This window comes from Pseudomonas gorinensis (genome assembly GCF_042015035.1).
Classification (GTDB): domain Bacteria; phylum Pseudomonadota; class Gammaproteobacteria; order Pseudomonadales; family Pseudomonadaceae; genus Aquipseudomonas; species Aquipseudomonas gorinensis.
Genome location: NZ_CP167125.1, coordinates 382,360 through 408,884, shown reverse-complemented (window position 1 = coordinate 408,884; position 26,525 = coordinate 382,360). Strand labels below are relative to the sequence as shown.

Below are 26,525 nucleotides of genomic sequence, written 5' to 3'. Positions count from 1 at the left end.
CGCTGAAGACAATAATGCAACAGTGTAACGTACGGCTTCTTGCCTGGCGGTCAAATTACAAAATGGAACATCTTTCAGGCCGCCTGCACCTGGTTACGCCCTGCCGCCTTAGCGCGATATAACGCCTCGTCGGCGCGCTTGAGTGCCAGCTCACTGCGTTCGCCAGGCTGGAACTGCGCCACCCCCATCGACACCGTGATTGTCACCGGCTCGCCCTTGAAGTGAAACGGACAGGCCTCGATAGCAGCGCGCAGCATGCCACCCACCGCCAAGGCATCCGCCAGGGATGAGTCCGGCATCAGCAAGACAAACTCCTCACCGCCAAAACGCGCGATGAAGTCGCCCGGACGCAGGCGCTTGCGCAATACGTTGGCGATGATCTTCAACACCTTGTCACCCGCCAGGTGACCATAGCCGTCGTTGATGCGCTTGAAGTGGTCGAGATCCAGCATCGCCAGCGACAGGCTGTTGCCACGCTGATGCCAGATGTTCACCTCATGGTCCAGGCGCTCGCTCCAGGCCGCACGATTGGGCAGGCCGGTGAGCGGGTCGATCAGGGCCTTCTGGCGTTGCACCTCCAGGTGCTCGCGATAGCCCTGGGCCTCCTGTTCCATATTGGCGACGCGCTCCGCCAGCCCCTTGAGCCGCGTGGACAATTCCTGCTCGCGCTGGTCGCGCTGCTGCTGGTGTTCATCCATGGTGCCGAGCAAGCCTTCAAGGTGGCTTTCGAGCACCTTCTTGAGACTGTCCAGGTCAGCCGCTTCCTGCACGCTGCTTTGCAGGCCGTCGACCTGCTCGCGAATCTGTGTGTCCAGCTCACGGGCTGCTGAGCGGCTGTCGGCATGGCCGTCGCTGGCCACCTGCAAATGCCCCTGGAACGCTTCGAGCCGCTCGTTCAATTGCTTGAGGTAAGCCTCGAACTCATGCTGGCCGCTGTCGGTGACCGCCAGCATCAGCACGGCCAGGTCATCGAGAATCGGCAGCAATTCGTACCAGTTCAGCCCATGGGCCAGGCGTTCGCGCATGGCTTCGGCCTGGGGCCGATGGCGTTCGGGGAGGGACAGGTCTTCCAGCAGACCGAGCAATGTGTCTTCGATGTGCTTGGCCACGGAGCTGTAGGACGGCTCAGGCGAATCGGGCAGAGCGTAGACGCCATCCGATTGCAGCTCGTCAGGATCGGCACTCTCCAGGACGGGCGGCAGGGACAGGCTGCCGATAGTGGTCTCGTCTGGCGCATCGACCAGCACGTCGGGCGCTTCGATAAAGGCAGCGAGTGCGCTTTCGGGTGCTGGCTCCTGTATCGCCGGTTCAGAGACATCGGTCTCAGCTGCCTCAATCGGCTGCGCGACAGGAGTGGCCTGGGCCGGAGCCTCGAATACGAAGGTTTCGCTGGCGACTTTCGCGGCACCGGCAACCTCTGCGACCGGTACAGCCTTGACGGGCGCGACTGACACGGCAGGCGCAGCAGGCGCAAGCTGAGGTTGAGACTCAGGGGCTGCCGGCAGCGGCGCAAAGGCCCGCAAGGCTTGGGCCAACTCTTCGGATTGTGCAGGCGCTTGGGGTGCTGGTTCGGCTGCGACCTGGGTAGCAACAGGCGGCGGCGCGGACGGCGGCGGCGCTGGTTCGCCCACTGGCGCCTCAGTGCTGGCCTCCCGAGTGCCAAACAGGCGCTGCAGCAGGCCCGGCCCGGAGCGCGTGGCTTCACCCTCCGGCTCCAGATTATTCAACGCTTGCCCTTGCAGGGCGCTCAACTCACTGAGCAACAGCGGAATCTCGCGCGCCTGGCCGACACGGCCATCCAACTGCTTAGCGAAGGTTTTCAGCGGGCGCGCGACTTCACGGGGCAGCGGCAGTTTTTGCAACTGCGTCACCAGGGCCGTCAGCGCAGCACCCATCTGGTCGACACGCGTTTCGCGGCGCTGCTCTGAATCCAGCACGGCTTTTTCCAGTCGTGGCAACAAGGCAGCAAGGGCGGCGTCCATATCATCTGTGCGCACGACATCGCGCATTTCCTTCATGCATTGATCGACCGCGCGGTCGGTGCCCTCAGCAGCCAGCGTGCTGCGTACCAACCCTCGGCGCAGCAGGTCGAGGCGAGAGGCCCAGCGACGTTCGAGCTTTTCTTGTTGCTCGATGCTTAACAGGTATTTTTCTTTCCAGCGCTGGGCGTCGTCGCTCATGCAAGGGGTCCGCGAGGGCCGGGGCTCAACGCGGGCAATGCATCAACCGTGAGCGAACCCGGCAGACGAATCTCTACCGCGACCGGCAGGTGATCGGAGATAGGCTGCGCCAGCACCTGCACACTTTCGAGTGTGAGGGTCGGGCTGAGCAGGATATGGTCAAGACAACGCTGCGGACGCCAGCTGGGAAACGTGGCTTCGACTTGCGGCGCCAGTAGCCCGAGGTCCCGCAACGGGGAATTCTGCAGCAGGTCATTGGCATGGGTGTTCATGTCACCCATCAGCACTTGATGCTTGTAGTTGCCAATCAACTCGCGCACGTAGGCCAGTTGCAGGTTGCGCGTACGCCCCCCGAGCGCCAGGTGCATCATCACCACCACCAAGGCCTCCGGCCCTTCACCGAAACGCACGAGAATCGCTCCCCGGCCCTTGGGGCCCGGCAGTGGGTGATCTTCGATGGCGGTCGGTTTAAGGCGGCTCAGCACACCATTACTGTGCTGCGCCAGACGCCCGAGGTTGCGATTGAGTTGCTGATACCAGTAGGGGAAGGCACCGAGCTGAGCCAGGTGCTCGACCTGGTTGATGTAGCCCGAGCGTATGCTGCCGCCGTCGGCCTCCTGCAAGGCGACCAGGTCAAAGTCATTGAGCAGGTTGCCGATCTTTTGCAGGTTACCGGCCCGCCCATTGTGAGGCAGCAGATGCTGCCAGCCACGGGTCAGGTAGTGCCGGTATTTTTCGGTGCTGATACCGACCTGGATATTGAAGCTGAGCAGGCGCAACCGGCTATCTGCCGGCAAGCCCGTGGATTCCAGGTGATCCTCATTGACCCGCGCGTCATGCAGGCCAACAACGCGTTCGGTACCCCAGCGGCGCATGACAGGCCCCTTACTTGGCTGCGCGCTCTTTGGCGATCAGTTGGTCGGCAACATTGAGGGTCGCTTCAGGACCACCGGTAGTGCCCAGGTCGAAACGGTATTTGCCGTTGACGATCATGGTTGGAACGCCCTGCACGCCATACTTCTGCGCGAGTTCCTTGGCCTGCTTGATCTGGCCCTGGATGGCGAAGGAATTGAAAGTGGCCAGGAACTTGTCCTTGTCGACACCCTGGGTTGCGACGAAGTCAGCCATTTCATCAGGCTTGGTCAGGCGCTTGCCTTGTTTCTGGATCGCGTCGAAGACGGCGTTGTGAACCTTGTGCTCCACACCCATGGCTTCCAGGGTCAGGAACAGTTGGCCGTGTGCATCCCAAGGGCCGCCGAACATGGCCGGAATACGTTTGAAGTTCACATCGGAAGGCAATTTCTCAACCCACGGGTTGATGGTCGGTTCAAAGGCGTAGCAATGCGGGCACCCATACCAGAACAGCTCCACCACTTCGATTTTACCGGGTACCGATACAGGTACAGGGTTAGCCAATTCAACGTAGGTCTTACCGGCTTCAAGCGGCACGTCGGCAGCTTGTGCGGTCATGCCGAAGAGGCTGGCAGTGACGAGAGCGGCGCTGAGGATCAGATTACGCATGCTTTACTCCTGGACAAATAAAGTCGCCTCACGCGACCTTTGTTGTGACAGGTCTACGCGGGCATGAGTTCGTTAGTGTAACGGCACCGGCCACAAAAAAGGGCGGCCTGGGCCACCCTTTTTATGCTTGCATCGCGGGATTAATCGAGCGTTAACGTACTGCCCGGATCAGTGCAGGCCCTGGATGTACTGGGAAACCGCTTCGATATCCTTGTTGCTGAGCTTGGCAGCAATGCTCTGCATGATCTTGGTATCACCGTCGTTGGTACGATTGCCTTCACGGAAGTCAGTCAGCTGCTTGGCGACATACTGCGCATGCTGGCCGCTCAAGTGAGGGAAGCCTGCCGCTGCAAGGCCTGCGCCATTAGGCGAGTGGCAACCGATGCACGAAGGCATGCCTTTTTCAAGGTTGCCACCGCGGAACAGGTCTTGGCCGCGGGCCACCTGCTTGGGATCGGCAGCTCCCACACTGCCTTTCTGGCTGGAAAAATAGGCGGCGATATCGGCCAGGTCCTGGTCACTGAGGTTGGTCAGCAAGCCGGTCATTTCCAGGACCGTGCGCTTGCCGTCCTTGATGTCGTGCATCTGCTTGGTCAGGTAACGCTCCCCCTGGCCGGCCAGTTTGGGGAAGTTCGGCGCCGGGCTATTACCATCCGGTCCATGGCAAGCACCACACACGGCGGCTTTCGCCTGACCCGCAGCAGCGTCGCCTGCAGCATGGGCAACACCGGTGATGCCCAAGGTCAACAGCAGACTCACGATCAGTTTGTTCATCAGCTAATCCAACTACGGCTAAGGGTTTAAGAGTTATCTAACCGGGTTTACTCACCATCATTTCAATAATGGCCTGGTAATCCTCGGGACTGCAGTCCATGCACAAACCACGCGGCGGCATTGCCTTGAAACCCTGGGTCACGTGTCGCACTAGCGTGTCCATGCCCTGCGCCCGCCTGGGCGCCCATGCTGCCTGGTCACCCCGCTTCGGGGCGTTCGGCAGTTGGCCGGCATGGCAAGCCACGCAAACTCGGTTGTACACCGCTTCCGGATCCTGTGTAGCCTGAGCGCCGTAAAGCGGAACCAGGACACCGATAGCAAGCAACCATCTGGTCATACATCGACCTTTTCAGGGTTTGAGAGCGTTTTGCGTTCTAATGCGCAATAAAGGTCTATCGCTCCCGTGAACTTCATCCTTCGCTGGGACAAAGCACACACAAAATCTGCGGCATTATATACTGGCGCTACTGAAACGGAAACGACACCGCTTGCCGCACCCTTTTTCGGCACCGCCCACATCGGAAATCTCATGCAACTCAAGAATCCCATCCTCGGCCTGTGCCAACAGTCCACGTTCATGCTCAGCGCCGCCAAAGTTGACCAATGCCCCGATGACGAAGGCTTTGAAGTCGCCTTTGCCGGTCGCTCCAACGCTGGTAAATCCAGCGCGCTGAACACCCTAACCCACGCCAGCCTGGCGCGTACCTCGAAAACCCCGGGCCGCACGCAGTTGCTCAACTTCTTCAAGCTAGACGATGATCGGCGTCTGGTCGACCTTCCCGGCTACGGTTACGCAAAAGTCCCTATCCCGTTGAAGCTGCACTGGCAGCGTCACCTGGAGGCTTACCTGGGCGGCCGGGAGAGTTTGAAGGGCTTGATCCTGATGATGGACATCCGTCATCCAATGACCGACTTCGACCTGCTGATGCTCGATTGGGCAGTCGCCAGCGGCATGCCAATGCATATCCTGCTGACCAAGGCCGACAAGCTGACCTACGGCGCCGCCAAGAACACGCTGCTCAAAGTGCAGGCCGAAATCCGTAAAGGGTGGGGTGACGCGATCACCATCCAGTTGTTCTCAGCGCCAAAGCGCATGGGCCTGGAAGACGCCTACACCGTGCTGGCCAGTTGGATGGAATTGGCAGACAAGGGCGCGGAAATCGCCGAGTAACTTTTCGACGGGCAAAAAAAACCCCGGACTTCGTATGGGGAGGGGAAGTTCGGGGTTCAAGTTCCGGACCGCTAGGGCGGGGTCCAGATATCTGCCAACACTTAACACAACATAGGAGCATTGAAGGGCTTCACCACCCATTCAGTAACTCTGAGTCGCATTTCATGAGTTAAGTTCCTGCCCGCCCAAAAAACTCTTGGCAATAACTGACATCACTTTCGGATCTAACGCGCTCAGCCGCCACGCTGGGTGGCGGCAAAGCCGCGAAATCAGTGGGCTTCGTCCCAGTTGTCGCCCACACCCACTTCCACCAGCAAGGGCACATCCAGTGTCACGGCCTGGCTCATGTGCTGACGAATCTCCTCACGCACTGTATCGACCAAGTCTTCGCGGACCTCCAGCACCAATTCATCGTGCACCTGCAGGATGACTTTGGCGTCCAGGCCCGACTCGGCCAGCCAGTGATCCACCGCCACCATGGCTTTCTTGATGATGTCCGCCGCCGTGCCCTGCATCGGTGCGTTGATCGCCGTCCGTTCGGCCCCCTTGCGCAGCGCCGGGTTCTTCGCGTTGATGTCCGGCAGGTACAGGCGACGACCAAAAATGGTCTCGACGTATCCCTGCTCGGCCGCCTGGGCGCGGGTGCGTTCCATATAAGCCAGCACGCCAGGGTAGCGGGCGAAGTAGCGGTCGATATACGCCTGGGATTGCTTGCGGTCGACGCCGATCTGCTTGGCCAGGCCAAACGCGCTCATGCCGTAGATCAGGCCGAAGTTGATCGCCTTGGCGCTGCGCCGCTGGTCGGTGGTCACCGCATCCAACGCCACCCCGAATACTTCGGCAGCGGTAGCCTTGTGCACATCCAGGTCATTACGGAAAGCATGCAGCAGGCCTTCATCCTTGGCCAGGTGCGCCATGATCCGCAGTTCGATCTGCGAGTAGTCCGCCGCCAGCAACTTGTAGCCTTTGGGCGCGATGAACGCCTGGCGAATCCGCCGGCCTTCGGCGGTGCGGATCGGAATGTTCTGCAAGTTCGGGTCACTGGACGACAAACGCCCGGTTGCCGCCACCGCTTGGTGATAAGACGTGTGAATACGCCCGGTGCGCGGGTTGATCTGCTCTGGCAGGCGGTCGGTGTAGGTGCTTTTGAGCTTGCTCATCGAGCGGTATTGCATCAGCACCTTGGGCAACGGGAAATCCTGGTCGGCCAACTCGGCGAGCACCGCTTCGGCGGTCGACGCCTGGCCCTTGGCGGTCTTGCTGAGCACCGGGTGGCCGAGTTTTTCGTAGAGGATCGCGCCCAATTGCTTGGGTGAGCCAAGGTTGAATTCCTCACCCGCGATGGCAAATGCCTCACGCTCCAACTCGACCATCTTGTTCCCCAGCTCAACGCTCTGCACACCGAGGAGCTTGGCATCCACAAGCGCACCCTGGCGTTCGATACGCGCCAACACCGGCACCAACGGCATTTCGATATCCGTCAGCACCGAGGCCAGGCTTGGGATAGCCAGGAGTTTTTCATGCAGGGTCTGATGCAGGCGCAAGGTCACGTCAGCATCTTCTGCGGCATATGGGCCGGCTTGTTCGAGGGAGATCTGGTCAAAAGTCAGCTGTTTGGCGCCTTTGCCGGCGATATCCTGGAAGCTGACGGTGGTGTGGCCCAGGTATTTCTGAGCCAGGCTGTCCATATCATGGCGGGTGGCGGTGGAATCCAGGACGTAGGACTCGAGCATAGTGTCGTAGGCAATGCCCTGCACCGAGATGCCGCATGCCTGATCACCGCCGATAGCGCAGTTGGCCAGGATGTTCATGTCGAACTTGGCGTGCTGGCCGACCTTGAGCTTGCTCGGGTCTTCGAGAATCGGCTTGAGTGCGCGCAGCACCGTGTCACGGTCCAGTTGCTCCGGTACGCCCATGTAGGAATGGGTCAGCGGGATATAGGCGGCCTCATAGGGCTGGACTGCAAACGACAACCCCACCAATTGCGCCTGCTGGGCATCAATGCCAGTGGTCTCGGTGTCGAAGGCAAACAACTTGGCGTCGCCGAGCTTCTTCAACCACACGTCAAAACGCGCCTGGTCGAGGATGGTTTCGTACTTTAGTGCGGTATCGACGAGCGGCGCATTCTCCACAACCGGAGCCGCCACCTCCAGCCCAGAGCGCTTGGCGTCGCGTTGCACTTCGTCGAACCAGCTCTTGAACTCCAGGAGGGTGTACAACTCCAGGAGCTTCTCGCGATCCGGCTCGATCAGGTGCAGGTCATCCAAGCCCACATCCAGCGGTACATCGATCTTGATGGTTGCCAGCTGGTAGGACAGGAACGCCATCTCCTTATGCTCCAGCAGCTTGGCCGGCAGCGTCTTGGCACCGCGGATGGGCAGGGTTGGCACGATATCCAGTTGCTCGTACAACTCTTTCAGGCCGCCATTAACGCCCACCAACAAGCCAGAGGCGGTTTTGGGACCAATGCCTGGAACCCCTGGAATGTTGTCGGACGAGTCGCCCATCAGCGCCAGATAGTCGATGATCTGCTCCGGAGCGACGCCAAATTTCTCCTTTACGCCCTCCACATCCATGGCGCTACCGGTCATGGTGTTGACCAAGGTAATGTGCCCGTCCACCAGTTGCGCCATGTCCTTGTCACCGGTCGAAATCACCACCGGGCGGTCAGCGGCCGCGCTGCTGCGGGCCAGGGTGCCGATGACATCATCGGCCTCGACGCCTTCGACGCACAGCAAAGGGAAGCCCAGGGCGATCACGCTCTGGTGCAGCGGCTCGATCTGCAAGCGCATGTCATCGGGCATGCTCGGACGGTTGGCCTTGTACTGCGCGTACATATCGTCGCGAAAGGTCCCACCCTTGGCGTCGAACACCACCGCGAACGGGCTGTCCGGGTACTGCTTGCGCAGGCTCTTGAGCATGTTCAACACGCCCTTGACCGCACCGGTCGGCAGGCCTTTGGAGGTGGTCAGCGGTGGCAGCGCATGGAAGGCGCGGTACAGATAAGAAGAACCGTCCACCAGGACGAGGGGTGCTTGGCTCATGAGCAGGATCAACCTTTTCGGCGGGTCAGGCGCTAGAATAGCCGGACCAATGAAAACAAAGGGACAAGGTTATCATGCGTACATTCAATCGCCTGCTGTTGACCGGCTTGTTTGCATTCGCTCCGCTGGCCGCCATGGCGGCAGACACCGCCCCTTCGGGCGACCCGGAAGTCACCATTCGCACGGAAGGCGACCGGACTATCCAGGAGTACCGCCAAAACGGTTTCCTGTACGCAATCAAGGTGACCAAGAAAGGCTTTCCACCGTATTTCCTGGTGCGCGCGGACGGAACCGATGCGAACTTCATCCGCTCTGACCAGCCGGATATGCTGATCCCTTCATGGAAGATCTTCGAATGGAAATGATTTCTTAACTTTAATCGGCGCTGCTCCCCGCAGCGCCCGTAATGGCAGTTTTAACCATGTCTGTGTTCACCCCCCTGGCTCGGCCCGAGCTGGAAACCTTTCTTGCCCCCTATGGGCTCGGCCGCCTGCTTGACTTCCAGGGGATTGCCGCTGGTAGCGAAAACACCAATTTTTTTATCAGCCTGGAGCAAGGCGAGTTCGTCCTGACCCTGGTTGAACGCGGCCCGGTCGCAGAAATGCCGTTCTTCATCGAACTGCTCGACGTGCTCCACGACGCCGACCTGCCCGTGCCCTACGCCCTGCGCACCACCGACGGCGTAGCCTTGCGCGAACTGGCCGGTAAACCGGCGTTGCTGCAACCGCGCCTGGCCGGCAAGCACATCAAGGACGCCAACGCCCAGCACTGCGCCCAGGTCGGCGACCTGCTCGGCCATCTGCACTTGGCGACGCAAGGCGAGAAAGTGCTGGAACGCAAGACTGATCGCGGGCTGAACTGGATGCTCAGCGAAGGCGCGCAGCTGATTTCGCACTTGAACGATGCACAGCAAAGCCTGCTGCAAGCTGCATTGACTGAAATCGAGGCCCACAAGGTCGAGATCCTCGCCCTGCCGCGCGCCAACGTTCACGCCGACCTGTTCCGTGACAACGCGATGTTCGAAGGCACGCACCTGACGGGCTTGATCGACTTCTATAACGCCTGTTCGGGGCCAATGTTGTACGACGTGGCGATCGCCCTGAATGACTGGTGTTCGGATGCCGACGGCGTGATAGATGGGCAACGTGCCCGTGCGCTGCTGGGTGCCTACGCAGGGCTACGGCCGTTCACCGCCAAGGAGGCCGAGTTGTGGCCGACCATGTTGCGCGTGGCCTGCGTGCGGTTCTGGCTGTCGCGCCTGATCGCCGCGGAATCCTTTGCCGGGCAAGATGTGTTGATCCACGATCCCGCCGAGTTCGAGCATCGGTTGGCGCAACGCCAGCAGGTCACCGTCCACCTGCCATTCGCGCTCTAAGGACCCACCCGGTCAAAAATGTGGGAGAGGGCTTGCCCCTCCCACATTTGATCTTGGTTGAGGCTTACAACGACTCCAGGCAACCTGCCAGGTCATTCCCCAACTTATCCAACACCTGCTCGTAACCCTGGGCCGAAGCCGGGGTGTAGCCGCCCAGTGCATCCAGTTCCGCCAGTTTCACCGGCAAACCGGCCACCAAGGTCTCGGCAAGGCGCGGGCGCAAGGGTGGTTCACTGAACACGCAGGTCTTACCGACTTCCTGCAAACGCGTACGCATCGCCGCCACATGCTGGGCGCCGGGTTGCACTTCGGCCGCGACGCTGAACACACCGGCGTGCTTGAGCCCATAAGCGTCTTCAAAGTAGTCGAAGGCCTCGTGGAACACGAAGTAAGGTTTGGCACTGACGCCTGCCATACGCGCTTTCAGGCGCGCGTCCAAAGCATCCAGGCGGCCATCAAACGCTTTCACGTTGCTCTGATAACGCTCGGCATTCTCCGGGTCAACGGCGCTGAGGTCCGCAGCCATGCGCGCGGCGATGACCCGCGCGTTGACGGTCGACAGCCACAAATGTGCATCCAGGCTGCCCGGGCGGTGATCGTGGTCATGTTCGTCAGCATCATCGGCGTGAGAATGGCTATCTTCGGCGAAACGACGCAATTTCATGCCCGGCAGGTCCTGCACCGCCACGGTTGCCGCCGTACGGCCCTTGAGCACGCGGGGCAGGAAGCTTTCCATGTCCGGGCCGATCCAATAGAGCAAGTCCACCGATTGCACACGCCGTACGTCGGATGGGCGCAAGGCGTAGTTATGGGGCGACGCGCCTGGCGGCAACAGCACCTCTGGAATGGCCACACCCTCCTGCACAGCCGCGGCGATCAGTTGCAGCGGCTTGATGCTGGTCAGCACCTTGACCTCGGCCTGCGCGGCACCGGCAATGAACAAACTGGCGGCAAATACGACAAAAACGGGAAAAAGTCGGGACACGATGACCACTCAATGGCGTAGGAACGGGTAACATAATAACGTCTCTATCAAATGTCTGTCGCCGCTCATGCCTATAACACCGCTTGCCAGCCGTCCCCACGACCACTCTCACTGCGTGCATACCGCGCTGTCGGAAGCCGATACCCTGTGCGCACAGAAGGGCTTGCGCCTGACTGCTTTGCGCCGGCGGGTGCTGGAGCTGGTGTGGCAAAGCCACAAGCCACTGGGCGCCTACGACATTCTCGGCGTGCTCAGCGAGCAGGACGGGCGCCGCGCCGCGCCGCCCACGGTGTATCGCGCACTGGACTTCCTGCTGGACAACGGCCTGGTACACCGCATTGCCTCGCTCAACGCCTTTGTCGGCTGCAATCACCCGGAACACGCCCACCAGGGCCAGTTCCTGATCTGCCGCAAGTGCCACGCCGCCATCGAGCTTGAACAAAAAAGCATCAGCGACGCCATTATCACGAGTTCCGCCGAGGTCGGCTTCAAGGTGGAAGGGCAAACCGTCGAAGTCGTCGGTCTCTGCTCCGGTTGCCAGGGGGCTTGATGAGCAATGCGCTAATCCGCCTGGAGCAGGTCGGGGTCACGTTCGCCGGGCAAAACGTGCTGGATAACATCGCACTGAGTGTGGAGCCGGGGCAGATCGTCACCCTGATCGGCCCCAATGGCGCCGGCAAGACTACCCTGGTGCGCGCTGTCCTCGGCCTGCTCAAGCCCGACACTGGCAGCGTGTGGCGCAAGCCCAAGCTGCGCGTCGGCTATATGCCACAAAAACTGCATGTGGACCCAACGCTGCCATTGTCCGTGCTGCGTTTCCTGCGCCTGGTACCCGGCGTGGACCGCACCCGCGCGCAGGCGGCGCTCAAGGAAGTCGGCGCTGAACACGTGATCGACAGCCCGGTGCAAAGCATCTCCGGGGGCGAAATGCAGCGCGTCTTGCTGGCCCGCGCCCTGTTGCGCGAGCCTGAACTGCTGGTGCTCGATGAGCCGGTACAAGGCGTCGACGTCGCTGGCCAGGCCGAGCTGTACAGCCTGATCACCCGCCTGCGCGACCGCCATGGCTGCGGTGTGCTGATGGTTTCCCACGACCTGCACCTGGTGATGAGTACCACTGACCAGGTGGTGTGCCTCAACCGTCATGTGTGCTGCTCCGGCCACCCGGAACAGGTCAGCGGCGATCCGGCGTTTGTCGAACTGTTCGGCAAGAACGCACAGAGCCTGGCGATCTACCACCACCATCACGACCACGCCCATGACCTGCATGGCGCCGTGGTCGACGATTCCGCGACGCCTCACACCCACGTTCATGGAGATAGCTGCAAGCATGGCTGATTTTCTGCTCTACGCCCTGCTGGCAGGCTTGGCTCTGGCGCTGGTGGCGGGCCCCCTGGGTTCGTTCGTGGTCTGGCGGCGCATGGCTTACTTCGGCGACACGTTGTCGCATGCCGCGCTGCTGGGCGTAGCCATGGGTTTCCTGCTGGACGTCAGCCCAACCATCGCCGTGACGGCAGGCTGCCTGCTGCTGGCGGTACTGCTCGTGACCCTGCAACAGCGCCAACCGCTGGCCTCCGACACGCTGCTGGGCATCCTGGCGCCGAGTACGCTGTCCCTGGGCCTGGTGGTGCTGAGCTTCATGCATGAAGTGCGCATCGACCTGATGGCCTACCTGTTCGGTGACTTGCTGGCAATCAGCCCAACCGACCTGGCCTGGATCCTCGGCGGCAGCGCAGCCGTGCTGGTGCTGCTGGTGAGCCTGTGGCGGCCACTGCTGGCGATCACCGTGCATGAGGAGCTGGCCACCGTCGAAGGCTTGCCCGTCCCCGCTCTGCGCATGGCGCTGATGTTGTTGATCGCAGTGGTGATCGCTGTCGCGATGAAGATTGTCGGCGTATTGTTGATCACATCGCTGCTGATCATCCCCGCAGCCGCCGCCCAGCGTCACGCCCGCTCACCGGAGCAGATGGCGCTCGGCGCCAGCCTGCTGGGGATGCTTGCGGTATGCGGGGGCCTGGCGCTGTCCTGGTTCAAGGACACCCCGGCAGGACCGTCGATTGTGGTCACGGCCGCCGCCCTGTTTCTGCTGAGTTTTGTCCTGCCCCGTCGAGGGGTGTAGACTTGCTCGCTTTTTGCGCAAATAGAGAGTCGCAGGAATGAAGCCGTTCACCTCCCGTTATCTGCTCCTTGCCGCATTTTCCCTGCTGCTGGGCGCCTGTCAAAGCACACCGCCCGCCGCCCCCGAGGCGCCTGACGCGCGCGCTGCGGCCATCGCACAGCTGGAGCAAAACCTCGCCAGCAGTGAGCTGGCCACCGCCGAAGACCAGCTCGCCGCATTGCAGGCCGAGTCGCCCAACGACCCAGCGCTGGAGGCGTACCAGCGCCAATTGGCCGAAGCCTATCTGCAACGCAGTCAAATCGTATTGCAAAAAGGCGATGTCAACGCCGCCGCCACCGCCCTGAGCCGCGCCCGTGCATTGATGCCCAAGGCCCCGGCGCTGACGGGTGGGGTAAACAGCGCCATCACCCACGCCCGCAAAGCCGAGCTGGACAAAGCCGAGGCCGCCCTGAAAGCCGCCGAAACCAAACCCGCCGCCAAGGTCATCGACCCGTCCGCCCAAAGCACTACCGTAGCGCTGAACCTCACCGATATCGAAGAACTGCGCCATCAACTGGACGCCATCGCTACCGATGTCGTGAATTACCAGTGTGAAGTCAGCCTCCAGGTGCCGCGCACCCAGGATTACCCATGGCTGGCCACGCTACTGACCAAACGGGTGAAGCGGATTGATTCGGGGTATGACCTGAAGATTCAACGGCAGATTCTGAAGAACATCTCGGCGCAGGTTGTGCTGACTCCGCGTAAGGCGGAATGACGCATCGGGGGCAAGTCGAATCGTCGCACCGTCCCTCCCACATTTGAAATGTATTCCAAATGTGGGAGGGCGCTTGCCCCCGATGACGATCTAACAAACAACCAAAAAATCAGGCCGGAATCGCCTTGGCCTTCGGCTCACGATCCCAAACCCGATGCTGGGCAATCGCGGCAAAAAACGCCTTGAGCGCTTTCGCATCCGAACCAACGATCAACCCCGCATCCGCCTCAAGCTTGAGCAAATCCAGCAATGGCTTCGCGTCACTGGCCACCGTGATCGCTTTCAGATGCTTGTAGGCTTCCAGCAGGAAGTGCAACGCCACACCATCACCGCTCAAGGCTTTCACCGAGTCTTTCCCGCCAGGCACGAACACCGCATCAAACGCAATGGACGGCATGCCTTCCATCGACGCATCCACCTTCAGGCGCTTGCCATCAGCCGTCTTCACCGGCGCCGAAGTCGGCCCCAACAGCTTGGCATGGGCACCCTCAGCTTCCAGCGCCTTCTTCAGCGCATCAATCGCTGTGCCATCCACGCCATCAGCGGCAAGGATCGCTACTTTGCGCGTCTTGATATCGCCCGACAGCAGGTTCACCTGGCTCAGCGCCGGCGACTCTTTCAATGACGTCTTGCGTGGCGGTACCGTGCCCTTGGTCGGCGCCGGCAAACCGAGGTTCTGCGCCACGCGCTTGGCCAGTTCCAGATCGATATTGGCCAGAATCTCGTTGACCTGGCGCGCACGGATAAACTCACGCTCCACCTTACCCAACTCGAAGCTGTAGGCCGCGATGATGTGCTCTTTCTCATGATGGCTCATGCTGTTGAAGAACAGCGTGGCTTGGGAAAAGTGATCGCCAAACGACTCACTGCGTTCACGGACCTTATTCGCGTCGACCCGCTCATAGTAGGTCTCAAAACCGCCATCCTGAGCAGCTGCCGGGGTTTCTTTGGGCCAGCCGCCGTCAATCGAGTTCGGCTCGTAGGCCGCACGGCCCTTGTCGATCACCGTGCGATGCTGGGCGTCGCGCTGACCATTATGGAAAGGCACTACCGGCCGGTTGATCGGCAGCTCATGGAAGTTCGGCCCTCCCAGTCGGCTGATCTGGGTATCCGTGTAGGAAAACAGACGGCCTTGCAGCAGCGGGTCATTGGTGAAGTCGATACCTGGGACGATATGGCCAGGGCAGAACGCAACTTGCTCGACTTCAGCGAAGAAGTTGTCCGGGTTGCGGTTAAGCACCATCTTGCCCAGCGGGGTGATGGGCACCAGCTCCTCGGGGATGATCTTGGTCGGGTCCAGCAGGTCGAAGTCGAACTTATGCTCGTCTTCTTCGGCGACGATTTGTACACCCAGCTCCCACTCAGGGTAATCGCCACTTTCGATGGCTTCCCACAGGTCGCGGCGGTGGTAGTCGGTGTCTTTACCGGCAAGCTTTTGCGCCTCGTCCCACACCAGCGAGCAGGTGCCGACCTTTGGATGCCAGTGGAATTTCACGAAGCTCGACTTACCGCCGGTATTGATCAAGCGGAAGGTATGAATACCGAACCCCTGCATGGCGCGCAGGCTTTTTGGAATGGCACGGTCGGACATTGCCCACAGCACCATGTGTGCCGACTCCGGCTGCAGCGAGACAAAATCCCAAAACGTATCGTGCGCCGAGCCGCCAGTGGGAATCTCGTTGTGCGGCTCAGGTTTTACCGCGTGCACAAAGTCGGGAAACTTGATCGCATCCTGGATGAAAAATACCGGCATGTTGTTGCCCACCAGGTCGAAGTTGCCTTCGTCGGTGAAGAACTTCACGGCAAAGCCCCGCACGTCGCGCACGGTATCGCCCGAACCACGCGGGCCCTGCACCGTAGAAAAGCGCACGAACACCGGGGTTTTATGCTCGGGGTTCCGCAGGAAGCCAGCCTTACTCAGCGCTGAATGGTTTGCATAGGTCTGGAAATACCCATGGGCGCCCGTACCACGGGCATGCACGATGCGCTCCGGGATACGTTCGTGATCGAAGTGCGTGATTTTCTCACGCATGATGAAGTCTTCCAGCAGCGACGGGCCGCGGGCGCCGACTTTCAACGTGTTCTGGTTATCGGAAATCCTTACGCCTTGGTTGGTACGCAGCGCCTGGCCGGTCGCGTCGGAACGGAACGCCTCCAGGGCCTGCAGCTTGGCGTTGGTGTTGCCACGGTCCAGGGTATCGGTGCCCGCGAGTTCACTCTTCGGCGGGGTAGCTGGCTTCTTGGTACTCATCAGACAAAACTCCTTATTCAAAGTGGCCAGAGCGGTCCCCGGCTCGTTTGAGCAAAACCCCAGGCACGGCACCTGGGAAATCGCGTTGCTTAAGTAGTGACTGACGCAGTTTTGTACCGTTCCTTTTTTATGACCTTTGATCGCGTTATTGCCAAATCGCTGGATGAATGCGAAATAAATGCTAAGAAACGCTATACGGACAGGCTAAAATGCGCGCCCGGCTAACCGCTGATCCCTTTTCCATGCGCCCCACAAGGTTCGCTACGTGATCGAGTTTCATAACGTCCATAAAACCTACCGCGTCGCCGGTAAGGATATCCCCGCACTGCACCCCACCAGCCTGCGCGTAGAGAACGGCCAGGTGTTTGGCCTGATCGGCCATTCGGGTGCGGGTAAAAGCACCCTGCTGCGCCTGATCAACCGCCTGGAAGAACCCAGCGGCGGCCAGATCAATGTCGACGGTGAAGAAGTCACGGCCCTGGACGCCAACGGCCTGCGTCGTTTCCGCCAGCAGGTCGGGATGATCTTCCAGCACTTCAATCTGCTGGCCTCCAAGACCGTTGCCGACAACGTGGCACTGCCGCTGACCCTGGCCGGCGAATTGTCCCGCAGGGAAATCGACCAGCGCGTGGCCGAATTGCTCGCTCGTGTCGGGCTGTCGGACCATGCCAGGAAATACCCGGCGCAGCTGTCCGGCGGCCAGAAGCAGCGCGTCGGTATCGCCCGCGCCCTGGCGACCAAACCCAAGATTCTGCTGTGCGACGAAGCCACCAGCGCCCTCGACCCGCAGACCACCGCCTCGGTCCTGCAATTGCTGGCCGAGATCAACCGCGAGTTGAAACTGACCATCGTGCTGATCACCCATGAAATGGATGTGATCCGCCGCGTGTGCGACCAGGTCGCCGTGATGGATGCCGGCGTGATCGTCGAGCAAGGCTCGGTGGCCGATGTGTTCCTGCACCCCAAGCACGCGACCACCAAGCGCTTCGTGCAGGAAGCCGAGCAGGTCGATGAAGGCGAGCAGCGCGATGACTTCGCCCACGTACCAGGCCGTATCGTTCGCCTGACATTCCAGGGCGAAGCGACCTACGCGCCCCTGCTGGGTACCGTCGCTCGCGAAACGGGGGTGGACTACAGCATCCTCGCCGGGCGTATCGACCGCATCAAAGACATCCCCTACGGGCAACTGACCCTCGCCGTCACCGGCGGCGACATGGAAGCAGCCTTCGCGCGCTTCACCGCCGCAGACGTCCACATGGAGGTCCTGCGCTAATGGAAGTCCTGTTGAGTTTCTTCGCCAATATCGACTGGTCCGAAATCTGGCTCGCCACCGGCGACACCATGATCATGTTATTTGGCTCGCTGTTCTTCACTGTGCTTCTCGGCCTGCCACTGGGCGTGCTGTTGTTCCTGTGCAGCCCGCGCCAGTTGTTCGAACAAAAAGGTGTATACGCGCTGCTGTCGCTGATCGTGAACATCCTGCGTTCGCTGCCGTTCATCATCCTGTTGATCGTGATGATCCCGTTCACGGTACTGATCACCGGCACATCGCTGGGCGTGGCCGGCGCTATCCCGCCACTCGTCGTCGGGGCAACGCCATTTTTTGCACGGCTGGTGGAAACCGCCTTGCGCGAAGTCGACCGCGGCATCATCGAAGCCACCCAGTCCATGGGCGCCAGCACGCGTCAGATCATTACCAACGCCCTGCTGCCCGAAGCCCGCCCCGGCATTTTCGCGGCGATCACGGTGACGGCGATTACATTGGTGTCCTACACCGCCATGGCCGGTGTGGTCGGCGCCGGTGGCCTGGGTGACTTGGCGATCCGCTTCGGTTACCAGCGTTTCCAAACCGACGTGATGGTGGTCACCGTGGTGATGCTGTTGGTTCTGGTGCAAATTCTGCAAACCGTCGGCGACAAGCTGGTGGTGCACTTTTCTCGAAAATAACGGCCATTGCCGGCCCCCGCCGGCACATGCCCGAACAAGGAGCTTGCTGGATGAAAAAACTACTGGTTGCTTTCGCCGCCGTTGCCGCGTTTTCCGCCCACGCCGAGACAATTACCGTCGCTGCGTCGCCGGTACCCCATGCGGAAATCCTCGAATTCGTGAAGCCTGCACTCGCCAAAGAGGGCGTGGACCTGCAAGTCAAAGTCTTCACCGACTACGTGCAGCCGAACGTGCAAGTGGCTGAAAAACGCCTGGACGCCAACTTCTTCCAGCACCAGCCGTACCTTGATGAGTTCAACAAAGCCAAGGGCACTCAACTGGTGAGCGTCGGCGCCGTGCACCTGGAGCCCCTGGGTGCTTACTCGAGCAAGTACAAAAAGCTGGAAGACCTGCCGGACGGCGCCAACGTAGTGATCCCGAACGACGCCACCAATGGCGGCCGCGCGCTGTTGCTGCTGGCCAAGCACAACCTGATCACCCTGAAGGACCCGACCAACATCCTGTCGACCATCAAGGACATCACCGGCAACCCGAAAAAACTCAAGTTCCGTGAACTGGAAGCCGCCACCCTGCCGCGCGTGCTGACCCAGGTCGACCTGGCGCTGATCAACACCAACTACGCGCTGGAAGCCAAGCTGGACCCATCCAAGGACGCCCTGGTGATCGAAGGCAATGACTCGCCTTACGTGAACATCCTGGTAACCCGCGAAGACAACAAGGATTCGGACGCCGTGAAAAAGCTGGTTGCCGCCCTGCACACGCCTGAGGTGAAGCAGTTCATCCAAGAGAAGTACAAAGGCGCAATCCTGCCGGCGTTCTGATCCGACTCGGTCTCCAACACTCTGAAGATCAAAAAATGTGGGAGGGGGCTTGCCCCCGATGGCGGCAGATCAGCCAGCTGATGCAGCGACTGATACTCCGCCATCGGGGCAAGCCCCCTCCCACATGTGTTTTGTATTACCTGTTACTTGCGCTGCAACAACCCCGGCAACTGCGCCACCAGCTTCTGGTTGTTCAGCGGCGCGCGGATAAAGCCACGCTGGGTGCCATCCGGGCCAATCAGCGCGAGGTTACCGCTGTGGTCGACGGTGTAGTTGGGCTTGCTGGTATCCGCCGGAATGAACGGAATGCTCACCGCATTCGACACCTTCTGCACATCGTCCACATTCGCGCCGGTCAAGCCCTGGAACTGCGGGTCGAAGTAGCCCAAGTACTGTTTGAGCTGGGTCGGTGTATCGCGGTTCGGGTCGACACTGACCAGGATCACCTGCAACTTATCCACAGCCTCCTTGGGCAGCTCGCTCTTGATCTGGCGCAGTTGGGCGAGCGTGGTGGGGCAGATGTCCGGGCAGAAGGTGTAGCCGAAGAACAGCAGGCTCCACTTGCCTTTCAATTCATTGACCAGCACCGGCTGGCCTTCCTGGTTAGTCATGCTCACTGACGGCAGCTGGCGGCTTTGCGGCAGCAGGATGATACCTGCGTCGATCAAGGCGGTGGGGTCACCCTGGCCCTTGCCCGAGAGCACCTTGTTGACGGTCAGGCCCATGATCAACGCGACAATGGCCACCAGAATGAAGACAGTTTTTTGAGTTCGAGTCATAGGTTCAACAGTAAGTAGTGATCTACGAGCAGGGCGATAAACAGCAGGAACAAGTACCAGATAGAGTACTTGAAGGTGTTGATCGCCGCGTGCGGCTGAGCGCCACGGTACAGCACCCAGGCCCATTGCAGAAAGCGTGCGCCCAAAACCAGCGCGCACGCCAGGTAGAGCAGGCCACTCATATGGATCACATAGGGCATCAAGCTCACCGCCAGCAGCGCGAAGGTGTAGAGCAGGATATGCACCTTGGTGTAGTGCTCACCATGGGTAACCGGCAGCATCGGGATATCGGCCTTGGCGTACTCCTCTTTGCGATGAATGGCCAGGGCCCAGAAATGCGGCGGGGTCCAGGCAAAGATGATCAGCACCAGCAGCAACGGTTCGGCGCTGATATGGCCGGTGACCGCAACCCATCCCAACAGCGGCGGCGCGGCGCCGGCCAGGCCGCCAATCACGATATTCTGCGGGGTCGCACGCTTGAGAAAACCGGTGTAGATCACCGCGTAGCCGAGCAGAGAGGCCAGCGTCAACCAGGCCGCCAGCGGGTTGGTGAAGGCCAGCAACAGCGCGAGCCCTGCAACCGCCAGAAACAACGCAAAAGCCAATGCCGCAATAGGCGACACGCGCCCTTCCGCCATCGGCCGCTTGTGGGTGCGGGCCATCACCGCATCAATCCGCCGATCCACCACATGGTTGACCGCCGCCGCACCGCCGGCGCACAGGGCAATGCCCAGGTTGCCGAACACCAGCACCGTCCACGGTACCCCTGCACGGGTGGCAAGGAACATGCCCACCAGGGAGGTGATGAGCATCAGCACCACCACTTTCGGTTTGGTCAGCTCCAGGTAGTCGCGCCAGACTGCCTGGCCGTGACGCGCGCCGATCAAGGTCGCCATGGCATCTCTCCTTTAAGGGTGGTGAGGCCGGATACCGGCTTGCGCGGAAGGAAGCGCCAGCCGAACGGCAGTTGATGACGCACCCGAACCAGGCTGGTGCGGGCGTGGTAATTGACCAATACCAGGGTCAGCAACAATGCTGCGCCGCCAGCATTGTGAGCGACTGCAACCGGCAGCGGCAGGTGGAAATACACGTTGCTCAGGCCCAGGCTGATTTGCGCCGCCAAAGCGATCAGCAATAGCCCCGCGAGCCGGGTCATGCCAACGACGCGCAACTGCCAGGCCAAGCCCAGCAGAACCAGGGTGACCAGCACCGCACCCACGCGGTGGGTCAGGTGAATGGCGGTGCGCGCGTCGCTGTCGAGCTGCCCGCCGAGATAATTGGGACCGATATGCTGGGTGAGGTGAAAACCATTGGCAAAGTCCGCCGCCGGCCACCACTGGCCATGGCAGGTGGGCAGGTCGATACAAGCCACCGCTGCGTAGTTGGAGCTGACCCAGCCGCCGAGCGCAATCTGCGCGATGACCAGCACCAACCCCGCGGTCGCCCAATATTGCAGGCGCCTGGGCACGATCAGCGCGGGCAGCACGCCGGACAGCCGCAGGGTCAGCAGGAACAACAGACTCAAGGTTGCGAAGCCGCCCAACAAATGTCCGGTCACGACTTGCGGCCAGAGTTTCAACGTGACCGTCCACATGCCAAACGCCGCCTGGGCAAACACCACCGCCAATAAAAACAGCGGCAACTTCACCGGCTGGCCCGGATCACGCCGATGGCTCCAGGCGCGCGCCGCCAACAACACGATCAGCACGCCCAGGGTGCCAGCAAAGTAACGGTGGACCATCTCGCTCCAGCCCTTTTCCGCCTCCACCGGCGTATCAGGGAAATGCAGTTCGGCATGGGCCAACTGGGCCTCGCTTTGCGGCACGCTGATAAAGCCGTAGCACCCCGGCCAATCCGGACAACCCAGGCCGGCGTGTGTGAGGCGGGTATAGGCGCCGAGCAGCACAACGATCAGTGCCAGCAAGGTGGCAAACAACGCGAGGCGAAATCCAGGTTTGGCCATGACGATGCCCTTATCCGATGTTCGACAGTTTCAACAGGTGGCGCAGGTCGTTGAGCAAGTCCTTGCCCTTGACCTTGGCGTCGTAGCGCAGCACCAGGTTGCCGTGGGGGTCGACGATCCACAGTTGCGCGTCGCCCGGTGCGGCGGCGTTTTTGGTGAACGTCGAGAGATCCAGCGAGTAGCGCTGCAATTGCGGGTATTCGACCTTCAACTTGGCGTCATAGTCGGCACCGACCGGCTGTGCACTGGCCAGGGCATGGCTGGCGCGCGACGCATCGCGCCCCAGGCCGATCTGCAATTGGCGCGCGAGGTACACCAGTTGCTGGCAATCGGCGGCGCAGGCGGCGGGCGCGGTCACCAGCAACTGCCAGCGCTGTTCATCGGCCTGCACGCCAATATCGGCGCGGGTCTGACCATTACCGATCAGTTCTCCGTGATAGCTGCGACTGTCCGGCACCCAGAACTGCAGTTTGTACATAAAGGTGGCCAGCGCCATCGGGCCGATCACCATCAGCAGGATCAGCATCAGTTGCCAGCGGCCTTTGCGCCGATCAGGCACCTCAGACATGTTGGGTGGATTCATGGCCGTTCCCATGGGGCTTCTCCTTTGTGGTGTGCCATCCGAGGTAGAGGTAAAGCGCCAGTAGCGCCAGCGCCATGGCGAACCACTGCACCGCGTAGGCCAGGTGTTTCTCCGGGCCCATCGCAACGATGGGCCAGGTGGTTTCGTACGTACCGGGGCCGGCTTCGGTGCGCAGTTCGTAGGCAAAACCGCTGCGTCCGAGCTCAGCCCATAGCGCAGCGGGGTGCAGCGCGGTCAACAGGCGCGGCCATTGCGCGGTCGTGGGGTCTGCATGCAACTGGAATGTTTCGCCGGGCGCGACATACACCCAGGCGTCGAGATTCAAAGGCTGGTCGGGTGTGGTGAAGGCGGGAAGGGTGCGCCGATCCGGCCACGGCAACCAACCGCGATTGAGCAACAGCCACAGGCCGCTGGCCTGGTCATGAAAGGGTTGCAGTAGCTCGACACCGGCCTTCCCGTCGCGCATGCGGTTATCCAGCAACACACTGTGCTCAGCATCGAATTGTCCGCGCAGATGCACGCGGCGAAAGGCCGGGTCCGCCATGTCACCGAGCTGCACACTGCTGATCGGCTCAGCCACGCGGCGTTCGGCATAGCTGTCCACCAGCAACTGCTTCTCATGGCCACGCGACAGTTGCCAGAAACCCAAGCCCACCATCAACGGCAGCAGAATCATCATCACCAAGGTCGGTGCGATACCTGGACGAAAGCGTTTCATGGCGCTGGCTATACTTGTTTTCATTGCCCGCCCATCCCCTCAATGCCCACCGAAGCCAGGAACCAGACCATGCTCAAAGCCGCCATTGCCCTGATGCTGATCGCGACCGTCGTGAGCCTGTTCAGTGGCTTGTTCTTCCTGGTCAAGGACGAGGGCAACTCCAACCGCCTCGTCACTGCCTTGACCGTGCGTGTCGTACTGGCCGTGATCACCGTGGCATTGATCGCCTGGGGCTTTTTCAGCGGCCAACTGGTGTCTCACGCGCCTTGGTAAGTCGCCTCACAGCACATAGACGAAGAAAAACAGCCCGATCCACACCACATCCACAAAGTGCCAATACCAACTGGCCGCCTCGAAACCGAACTGATGCTCGGCATTGAAGTGCCCGCGCAGGATGCGCATCAGCATCACAAACAAAATGATGGTGCCGATCGTCACGTGGGCACCGTGAAAGCCCGTGAGCATGAAGAAGGTCGCGCCGTACACGCCCGAGCCCAGGGTCAGGCCCAGCTCTTTATAGGCATGGATGTATTCCTCGGCCTGGAACCCGAGAAATCCCAACCCCAACAGTACGGTGATCGCCAACCAGAGCTTCAGCGCGCCACGGTGCCCTTTACGCAAGGCATGGTGGGCAATGGTGATGGTCACGCTGGAGCTCACCAGCAGGATGGTGTTGACCAGCGGCAGGCCCCACGGGCTGATGGTGCCCTCGGGCGCGGGATACAGCTTGGGATCAGGGTTATTGAGCAACGGCCAGGTGAACTCGAAGTTCGGCCACAGCATGTGCGCGATGCCCTTATGACCTTCGCCGCCCAACCAAGGCCCGGACATGTGCCGCACATAAAACAACGCGCCGAAGAACGCGATAAAAAACATCACCTCGGAAAATATGAACCAGGTCATGCCCCAACGAAACGAGCGATCCATCTGCGCGCTGTACAGCCCGGCACGGCTTTCCTTGATCACTGCACCAAACCAGCCGAACAGCATGTAGGCCAGCAGCAGACCACCGACGAAAAAGATCCACGGGCCGTGGGATTCCGGGCGGGCGGCCTTCAGATCGTTGAACCACACGGCCAGGCCATACACGGTGACCAGCATGCCAAGGGTGGCAATTATCGGCCATTTGCTTTGCGCCGGTACGTAGTACGTATCATGAGTCGACATGTATTCGTTCTCCTGATTAAGCGGGCAAACAGTAGCTAGCCGCCGCTATGGACAGCCACCGGTGGTTGGCGCGCAGTGATATCGAACAGCGTGTACGCCAGGGTCAAATGCTTCACATCCTTGGGCATATCGCGATCGACGATGAAGCGTACTGGCATCTCGATACGCTGGCCTGGCTGCAGCACTTGCTGGGTGAAGCAAAAACATTCGGTCTTGTGGAAGTACATCGCCGCTTCGGCCGGGGAAATACTCGGCACCGCCTGGGCCGTCATCGGTTTGTCAGTGGGGTTGTAGGCCACGAACAGCATCTCCGTCACAGCACCGGGGTTGACCACCACCTCGTCTGCCTTGGAGTGGAACTCCCAGACCATGTCGATGGCATTGGTGGACAGGAACTGCACCCGCACCTGCCGCGCAGGGTCGACAATCTGTTCGCCCTCGTACTGCCCGGCCGTCTTGCCGTTGATACCGAACGCCTTGCACATCACGTCGTAGATCGGCACCAGGGCAAAGCCGAAGGCAAACATCGCCACCACCAGGATCAGCAGGCGGGTGACCAGGCGCTTGAGCGGTACGGAGTCAGCCATGTCGCCCACCCAGCGTGAATGAGGTCAATGTGGGTGGGGGCTTGCCCCCAATGGCTGTTTTACAACTAAGGATGATGTCAGCGGACACACCGCCATCGGGGGCAAACCCCCTCCCACAGGGGATCATCGGGGACCTGTTCATTTGACCTCCGGTGGCGTGGTGAAGGTGTGGTACGGCGCGGGCGAGGGCACGCTCCACTCCAGGCCTTCGGCGCCATCCCACGGCTTGGCCGGCGCCGGCGGGCCGCCGCGGATGCACTTGATCACGATAAACAGGAAGAAGATCTGCGTGGCGCCAAACATGAACGCGCCAATCGACGAGACCATATTGAAATCGGCGAACTGCAGGTTGTAGTCCGGCACGCGACGCGGCATGCCGGCCAGTCCCACGAAGTGCATCGGGAAGAACGCCATGTTCATGCCCACGAAAGACAACCAGAAATGCAGCTTGCCCAGGGTTTCGTCGTACATGTGGCCAGTCCATTTCGGCAGCCAGTAGTAGGCCGAGGCGAAGATGCCGAAGATCGCACCGGGCACCAGTACGTAATGGAAATGCGCCACCACGAAGTAGGTGTCGTGGTACTGGAAGTCCGCCGGGGCAATCGCCAGCATCAGCCCGGAGAAGCCGCCGATGGTGAACAGGATCACGAACGCCACCGCGAACAGCATCGGTGTTTCGAACGTCAGCGAGCCTTGCCACATGGTGCTGACCCAGTTGAACACCTTCACGCCCGTGGGCACGGCAATCAGCAGGGTCGCGTACATGAAGAACAGTTCGCCCACCAACGGAATACCCACCACGAACATATGGTGCGCCCACACGATAAACGACAGGAACGCGATACTCGCCGTGGCGTACACCATCGACGTGTAGCCGAACAACGGCTTGCGCGAGAAGGTCGGGATGATCGAGCTGACGGCACCGAACGCCGGCAGGATCATGATGTACACCTCGGGGTGGCCGAAGAACCAGAACACATGCTGGAACAGCACCGGATCACCACCGCCGGCCGCACTGAAGAAGCTGGTGCCGAAGTGAATATCCATCAGCATCATGGTCACACAGCCCGCCAGCACCGGCATCACCGCGATCAGCAGGAAGGCGGTGATCAGCCAAGTCCAGACGAACAACGGCATTTTCATCAGGGTCATGCCGGGTGCGCGCAGGTTGAGGATGGTGGCGACCACGTTGATCGCGCCCATGATCGAACTGATGCCCATCAAGTGGATGGCAAAGATGAAGAACGTCACGCTTTCTGGCGCGTAGGTGGTGGACAGCGGGGCGTAGAAGGTCCAGCCGAAGTTTGGCCCACCGCCCGGAGTGAACAGGGTCGAAACCAGCAGCAGGAATGCCGCCGGCAGCAGCCAGAAGCTGAAGTTGTTCATGCGCGGCAGGGCCATGTCCGGCGCACCGATCATCAGCGGGATCATCCAGTTGGCCAGGCCGACAAACGCCGGCATCACCGCACCGAACACCATGATCAAGCCGTGCATGGTCGTCATCTGGTTGAAGAACGCAGGCTCCACGATCTGCAGGCCGGGCTGGAACAACTCGGCACGGATCACCATGGCGAACGAGCCGCCCAACAGGAACATGGTGAAGGCAAACCACAGGTACATGGTGCCGATATCTTTGTGGTTGGTGGTCAGCACCCAGCGCATCAAACCCTTGGCGGGGCCGTGGGCATGGTCACCGGCGTGGCCATGGTCATCGATCACAGCGCTCATGGCCGTTCTCCTGCAAGCGAATGGGCGGGGCGGTTCGGGGCATATGCAATGAATGAAG

27 protein-coding genes are annotated in these 26,525 nt (G+C 60.8%); 11 read left to right on the top strand and 16 right to left on the bottom strand.

All coding sequences use genetic code 11. The features are described 5' to 3' along the window. Window positions 1-74: 74 nt before the first annotated feature. The 5 genes from AB7933_RS01865 to AB7933_RS01845 all read right to left on the bottom strand — a co-directional run bounded on the left by AB7933_RS01865 (window position 75) and on the right by AB7933_RS01845 (window position 4,812). Window positions 75-2,180, bottom strand: a complete 2,106-nt coding sequence (locus tag AB7933_RS01865) for a diguanylate cyclase (RefSeq protein ID WP_024072634.1) — start codon at window positions 2,178-2,180, stop codon at window positions 75-77. Then, a complete protein-coding gene (locus tag AB7933_RS01860; RefSeq protein WP_024072633.1) occupies window positions 2,177-3,055 on the bottom strand; it encodes an endonuclease/exonuclease/phosphatase family protein in 879 nt (292 codons plus the stop codon). Before AB7933_RS01860 ends, AB7933_RS01865 begins: the two co-directional genes overlap by 4 nt. A 10-nt stretch (window positions 3,056-3,065) precedes the next feature. Beyond that, window positions 3,066-3,701 carry a thiol:disulfide interchange protein DsbA gene (gene dsbA, locus AB7933_RS01855; RefSeq protein ID WP_024072632.1) on the bottom strand — a complete coding sequence of 212 codons (636 nt, stop codon included), beginning with the start codon at window positions 3,699-3,701 and terminating at the stop codon, window positions 3,066-3,068. Window positions 3,702-3,869: 168 nt separating this feature from the next. Beyond that, complete coding sequence (locus tag AB7933_RS01850; protein ID WP_024072631.1) at window positions 3,870-4,475, bottom strand: c-type cytochrome; 606 nt, start codon at window positions 4,473-4,475, stop codon at window positions 3,870-3,872. 37 nt (window positions 4,476-4,512) lie between these two features. After that, a complete protein-coding gene (locus tag AB7933_RS01845; protein ID WP_024072630.1) occupies window positions 4,513-4,812 on the bottom strand; it encodes a c-type cytochrome in 300 nt (99 codons plus the stop codon). 192 nt (window positions 4,813-5,004) lie between these two features. Here AB7933_RS01845 and yihA point away from each other — a divergent pair, with 192 nt between their 5' ends. Then, window positions 5,005-5,646, top strand: coding sequence for a ribosome biogenesis GTP-binding protein YihA/YsxC (yihA, locus tag AB7933_RS01840; protein ID WP_024072629.1), 642 nt, complete (start codon window positions 5,005-5,007; stop codon window positions 5,644-5,646). A gap of 269 nt (window positions 5,647-5,915) precedes the next feature. Here yihA and polA read toward each other — a convergent pair whose 3' ends face one another. Further along, window positions 5,916-8,690, bottom strand: a complete 2,775-nt coding sequence (gene polA / locus AB7933_RS01835) for a DNA polymerase I (RefSeq protein ID WP_024072628.1) — start codon at window positions 8,688-8,690, stop codon at window positions 5,916-5,918. A gap of 74 nt (window positions 8,691-8,764) precedes the next feature. Here polA and AB7933_RS01830 point away from each other — a divergent pair, with 74 nt between their 5' ends. Both AB7933_RS01830 and AB7933_RS01825 read left to right on the top strand, forming a co-directional pair. Beyond that, window positions 8,765-9,055, top strand: a complete 291-nt coding sequence (locus AB7933_RS01830; RefSeq protein ID WP_024072627.1) for a DUF2782 domain-containing protein — start codon at window positions 8,765-8,767, stop codon at window positions 9,053-9,055. 56 nt (window positions 9,056-9,111) lie between these two features. Further along, window positions 9,112-10,065, top strand: coding sequence for a homoserine kinase (locus tag AB7933_RS01825; protein ID WP_024072626.1), 954 nt, complete (start codon window positions 9,112-9,114; stop codon window positions 10,063-10,065). 64 nt (window positions 10,066-10,129) lie between these two features. On the opposite strand, the gene AB7933_RS01820 is transcribed toward AB7933_RS01825, so the two are convergent. Beyond that, window positions 10,130-11,059: a zinc ABC transporter substrate-binding protein gene (locus AB7933_RS01820; RefSeq protein WP_024072625.1), complete on the bottom strand. Its 930-nt coding sequence runs from the start codon at window positions 11,057-11,059 to the stop codon at window positions 10,130-10,132. Window positions 11,060-11,117: 58 nt separating this feature from the next. Between AB7933_RS01820 and AB7933_RS01815 the strand changes: the two genes are divergently transcribed. Genes AB7933_RS01815 through AB7933_RS01800 form a run of 4 tightly spaced genes read left to right on the top strand, consistent with a single transcriptional unit; the run spans window position 11,118 to window position 13,923 of the window. After that, on the top strand, window positions 11,118-11,600 hold the full coding sequence (locus tag AB7933_RS01815; protein ID WP_024072624.1) for a Fur family transcriptional regulator: 483 nt from the start codon (window positions 11,118-11,120) through the stop codon (window positions 11,598-11,600). Next, window positions 11,600-12,385: a zinc ABC transporter ATP-binding protein ZnuC gene (gene znuC / locus AB7933_RS01810; RefSeq protein ID WP_024072623.1), complete on the top strand. Its 786-nt coding sequence runs from the start codon at window positions 11,600-11,602 to the stop codon at window positions 12,383-12,385. Before AB7933_RS01815 ends, znuC begins: the two co-directional genes overlap by 1 nt. Continuing rightward, window positions 12,378-13,166, top strand: a complete 789-nt coding sequence (gene znuB / locus AB7933_RS01805; RefSeq protein WP_024072622.1) for a zinc ABC transporter permease subunit ZnuB — start codon at window positions 12,378-12,380, stop codon at window positions 13,164-13,166. The genes znuC and znuB overlap by 8 nt, the downstream gene beginning before the upstream one ends. Window positions 13,167-13,203: 37 nt before the next feature. Then, complete coding sequence (locus tag AB7933_RS01800; RefSeq protein ID WP_024072621.1) at window positions 13,204-13,923, top strand: PA5502 family lipoprotein; 720 nt, start codon at window positions 13,204-13,206, stop codon at window positions 13,921-13,923. Window positions 13,924-14,032: 109 nt separating this feature from the next. On the opposite strand, the gene katE is transcribed toward AB7933_RS01800, so the two are convergent. Beyond that, window positions 14,033-16,195 carry a catalase HPII gene (katE, locus tag AB7933_RS01795; RefSeq protein WP_256335327.1) on the bottom strand — a complete coding sequence of 721 codons (2,163 nt, stop codon included), beginning with the start codon at window positions 16,193-16,195 and terminating at the stop codon, window positions 14,033-14,035. A 244-nt stretch (window positions 16,196-16,439) separates the two neighbouring features. Between katE and AB7933_RS01790 the strand changes: the two genes are divergently transcribed. From AB7933_RS01790 to AB7933_RS01780, 3 genes are read left to right on the top strand one after another with little or no spacing between them, the layout of a single operon-like run. Further along, window positions 16,440-17,447: a methionine ABC transporter ATP-binding protein gene (locus tag AB7933_RS01790; protein ID WP_024072619.1), complete on the top strand. Its 1,008-nt coding sequence runs from the start codon at window positions 16,440-16,442 to the stop codon at window positions 17,445-17,447. Further along, window positions 17,447-18,121, top strand: coding sequence for a methionine ABC transporter permease (locus tag AB7933_RS01785; RefSeq protein ID WP_024072618.1), 675 nt, complete (start codon window positions 17,447-17,449; stop codon window positions 18,119-18,121). Before AB7933_RS01790 ends, AB7933_RS01785 begins: the two co-directional genes overlap by 1 nt. Window positions 18,122-18,171: 50 nt before the next feature. Beyond that, a complete protein-coding gene (locus tag AB7933_RS01780) occupies window positions 18,172-18,942 on the top strand; it encodes a MetQ/NlpA family ABC transporter substrate-binding protein (RefSeq protein ID WP_024072617.1) in 771 nt (256 codons plus the stop codon). Between the two features lie 143 nt (window positions 18,943-19,085). Here AB7933_RS01780 and AB7933_RS01775 read toward each other — a convergent pair whose 3' ends face one another. The 5 genes from AB7933_RS01775 to AB7933_RS01755 are packed head-to-tail and all read right to left on the bottom strand — an operon-like array spanning window position 19,086 to window position 23,009. Next, window positions 19,086-19,721 (bottom strand): SCO family protein, encoded by a 636-nt coding sequence (locus AB7933_RS01775; protein WP_024072616.1) that lies wholly within the window; start codon window positions 19,719-19,721, stop codon window positions 19,086-19,088. Continuing rightward, window positions 19,718-20,617 (bottom strand): heme o synthase, encoded by a 900-nt coding sequence (gene cyoE / locus AB7933_RS01770; protein ID WP_024072615.1) that lies wholly within the window; start codon window positions 20,615-20,617, stop codon window positions 19,718-19,720. Before cyoE ends, AB7933_RS01775 begins: the two co-directional genes overlap by 4 nt. Beyond that, window positions 20,605-21,684: a COX15/CtaA family protein gene (locus tag AB7933_RS01765; RefSeq protein WP_024072614.1), complete on the bottom strand. Its 1,080-nt coding sequence runs from the start codon at window positions 21,682-21,684 to the stop codon at window positions 20,605-20,607. Before AB7933_RS01765 ends, cyoE begins: the two co-directional genes overlap by 13 nt. Window positions 21,685-21,694: 10 nt before the next feature. After that, window positions 21,695-22,279 carry a hypothetical protein gene (locus AB7933_RS01760; RefSeq protein WP_024072613.1) on the bottom strand — a complete coding sequence of 195 codons (585 nt, stop codon included), beginning with the start codon at window positions 22,277-22,279 and terminating at the stop codon, window positions 21,695-21,697. Next, window positions 22,245-23,009: an SURF1 family protein gene (locus AB7933_RS01755; protein ID WP_024072612.1), complete on the bottom strand. Its 765-nt coding sequence runs from the start codon at window positions 23,007-23,009 to the stop codon at window positions 22,245-22,247. Before AB7933_RS01755 ends, AB7933_RS01760 begins: the two co-directional genes overlap by 35 nt. A 45-nt stretch (window positions 23,010-23,054) precedes the next feature. Between AB7933_RS01755 and AB7933_RS01750 the strand changes: the two genes are divergently transcribed. Then, window positions 23,055-23,258, top strand: coding sequence for a twin transmembrane helix small protein (locus AB7933_RS01750; protein WP_016978774.1), 204 nt, complete (start codon window positions 23,055-23,057; stop codon window positions 23,256-23,258). Between the two features lie 6 nt (window positions 23,259-23,264). On the opposite strand, the gene AB7933_RS01745 is transcribed toward AB7933_RS01750, so the two are convergent. The 3 genes from AB7933_RS01745 to ctaD all read right to left on the bottom strand — a co-directional run bounded on the left by AB7933_RS01745 (window position 23,265) and on the right by ctaD (window position 26,467). Next, a complete protein-coding gene (locus tag AB7933_RS01745; protein WP_024072611.1) occupies window positions 23,265-24,152 on the bottom strand; it encodes a cytochrome c oxidase subunit 3 in 888 nt (295 codons plus the stop codon). Window positions 24,153-24,187: 35 nt separating this feature from the next. Continuing rightward, the gene (locus AB7933_RS01740; protein WP_024072610.1) at window positions 24,188-24,739 is read right to left on the bottom strand and encodes a cytochrome c oxidase assembly protein; all 552 of its coding nucleotides are present in this window, start codon (window positions 24,737-24,739) and stop codon (window positions 24,188-24,190) included. Window positions 24,740-24,877: 138 nt separating this feature from the next. Further along, on the bottom strand, window positions 24,878-26,467 hold the full coding sequence (gene ctaD, locus AB7933_RS01735) for a cytochrome c oxidase subunit I (protein ID WP_024072609.1): 1,590 nt from the start codon (window positions 26,465-26,467) through the stop codon (window positions 24,878-24,880). Window positions 26,468-26,525 lie beyond the last annotated feature (58 nt).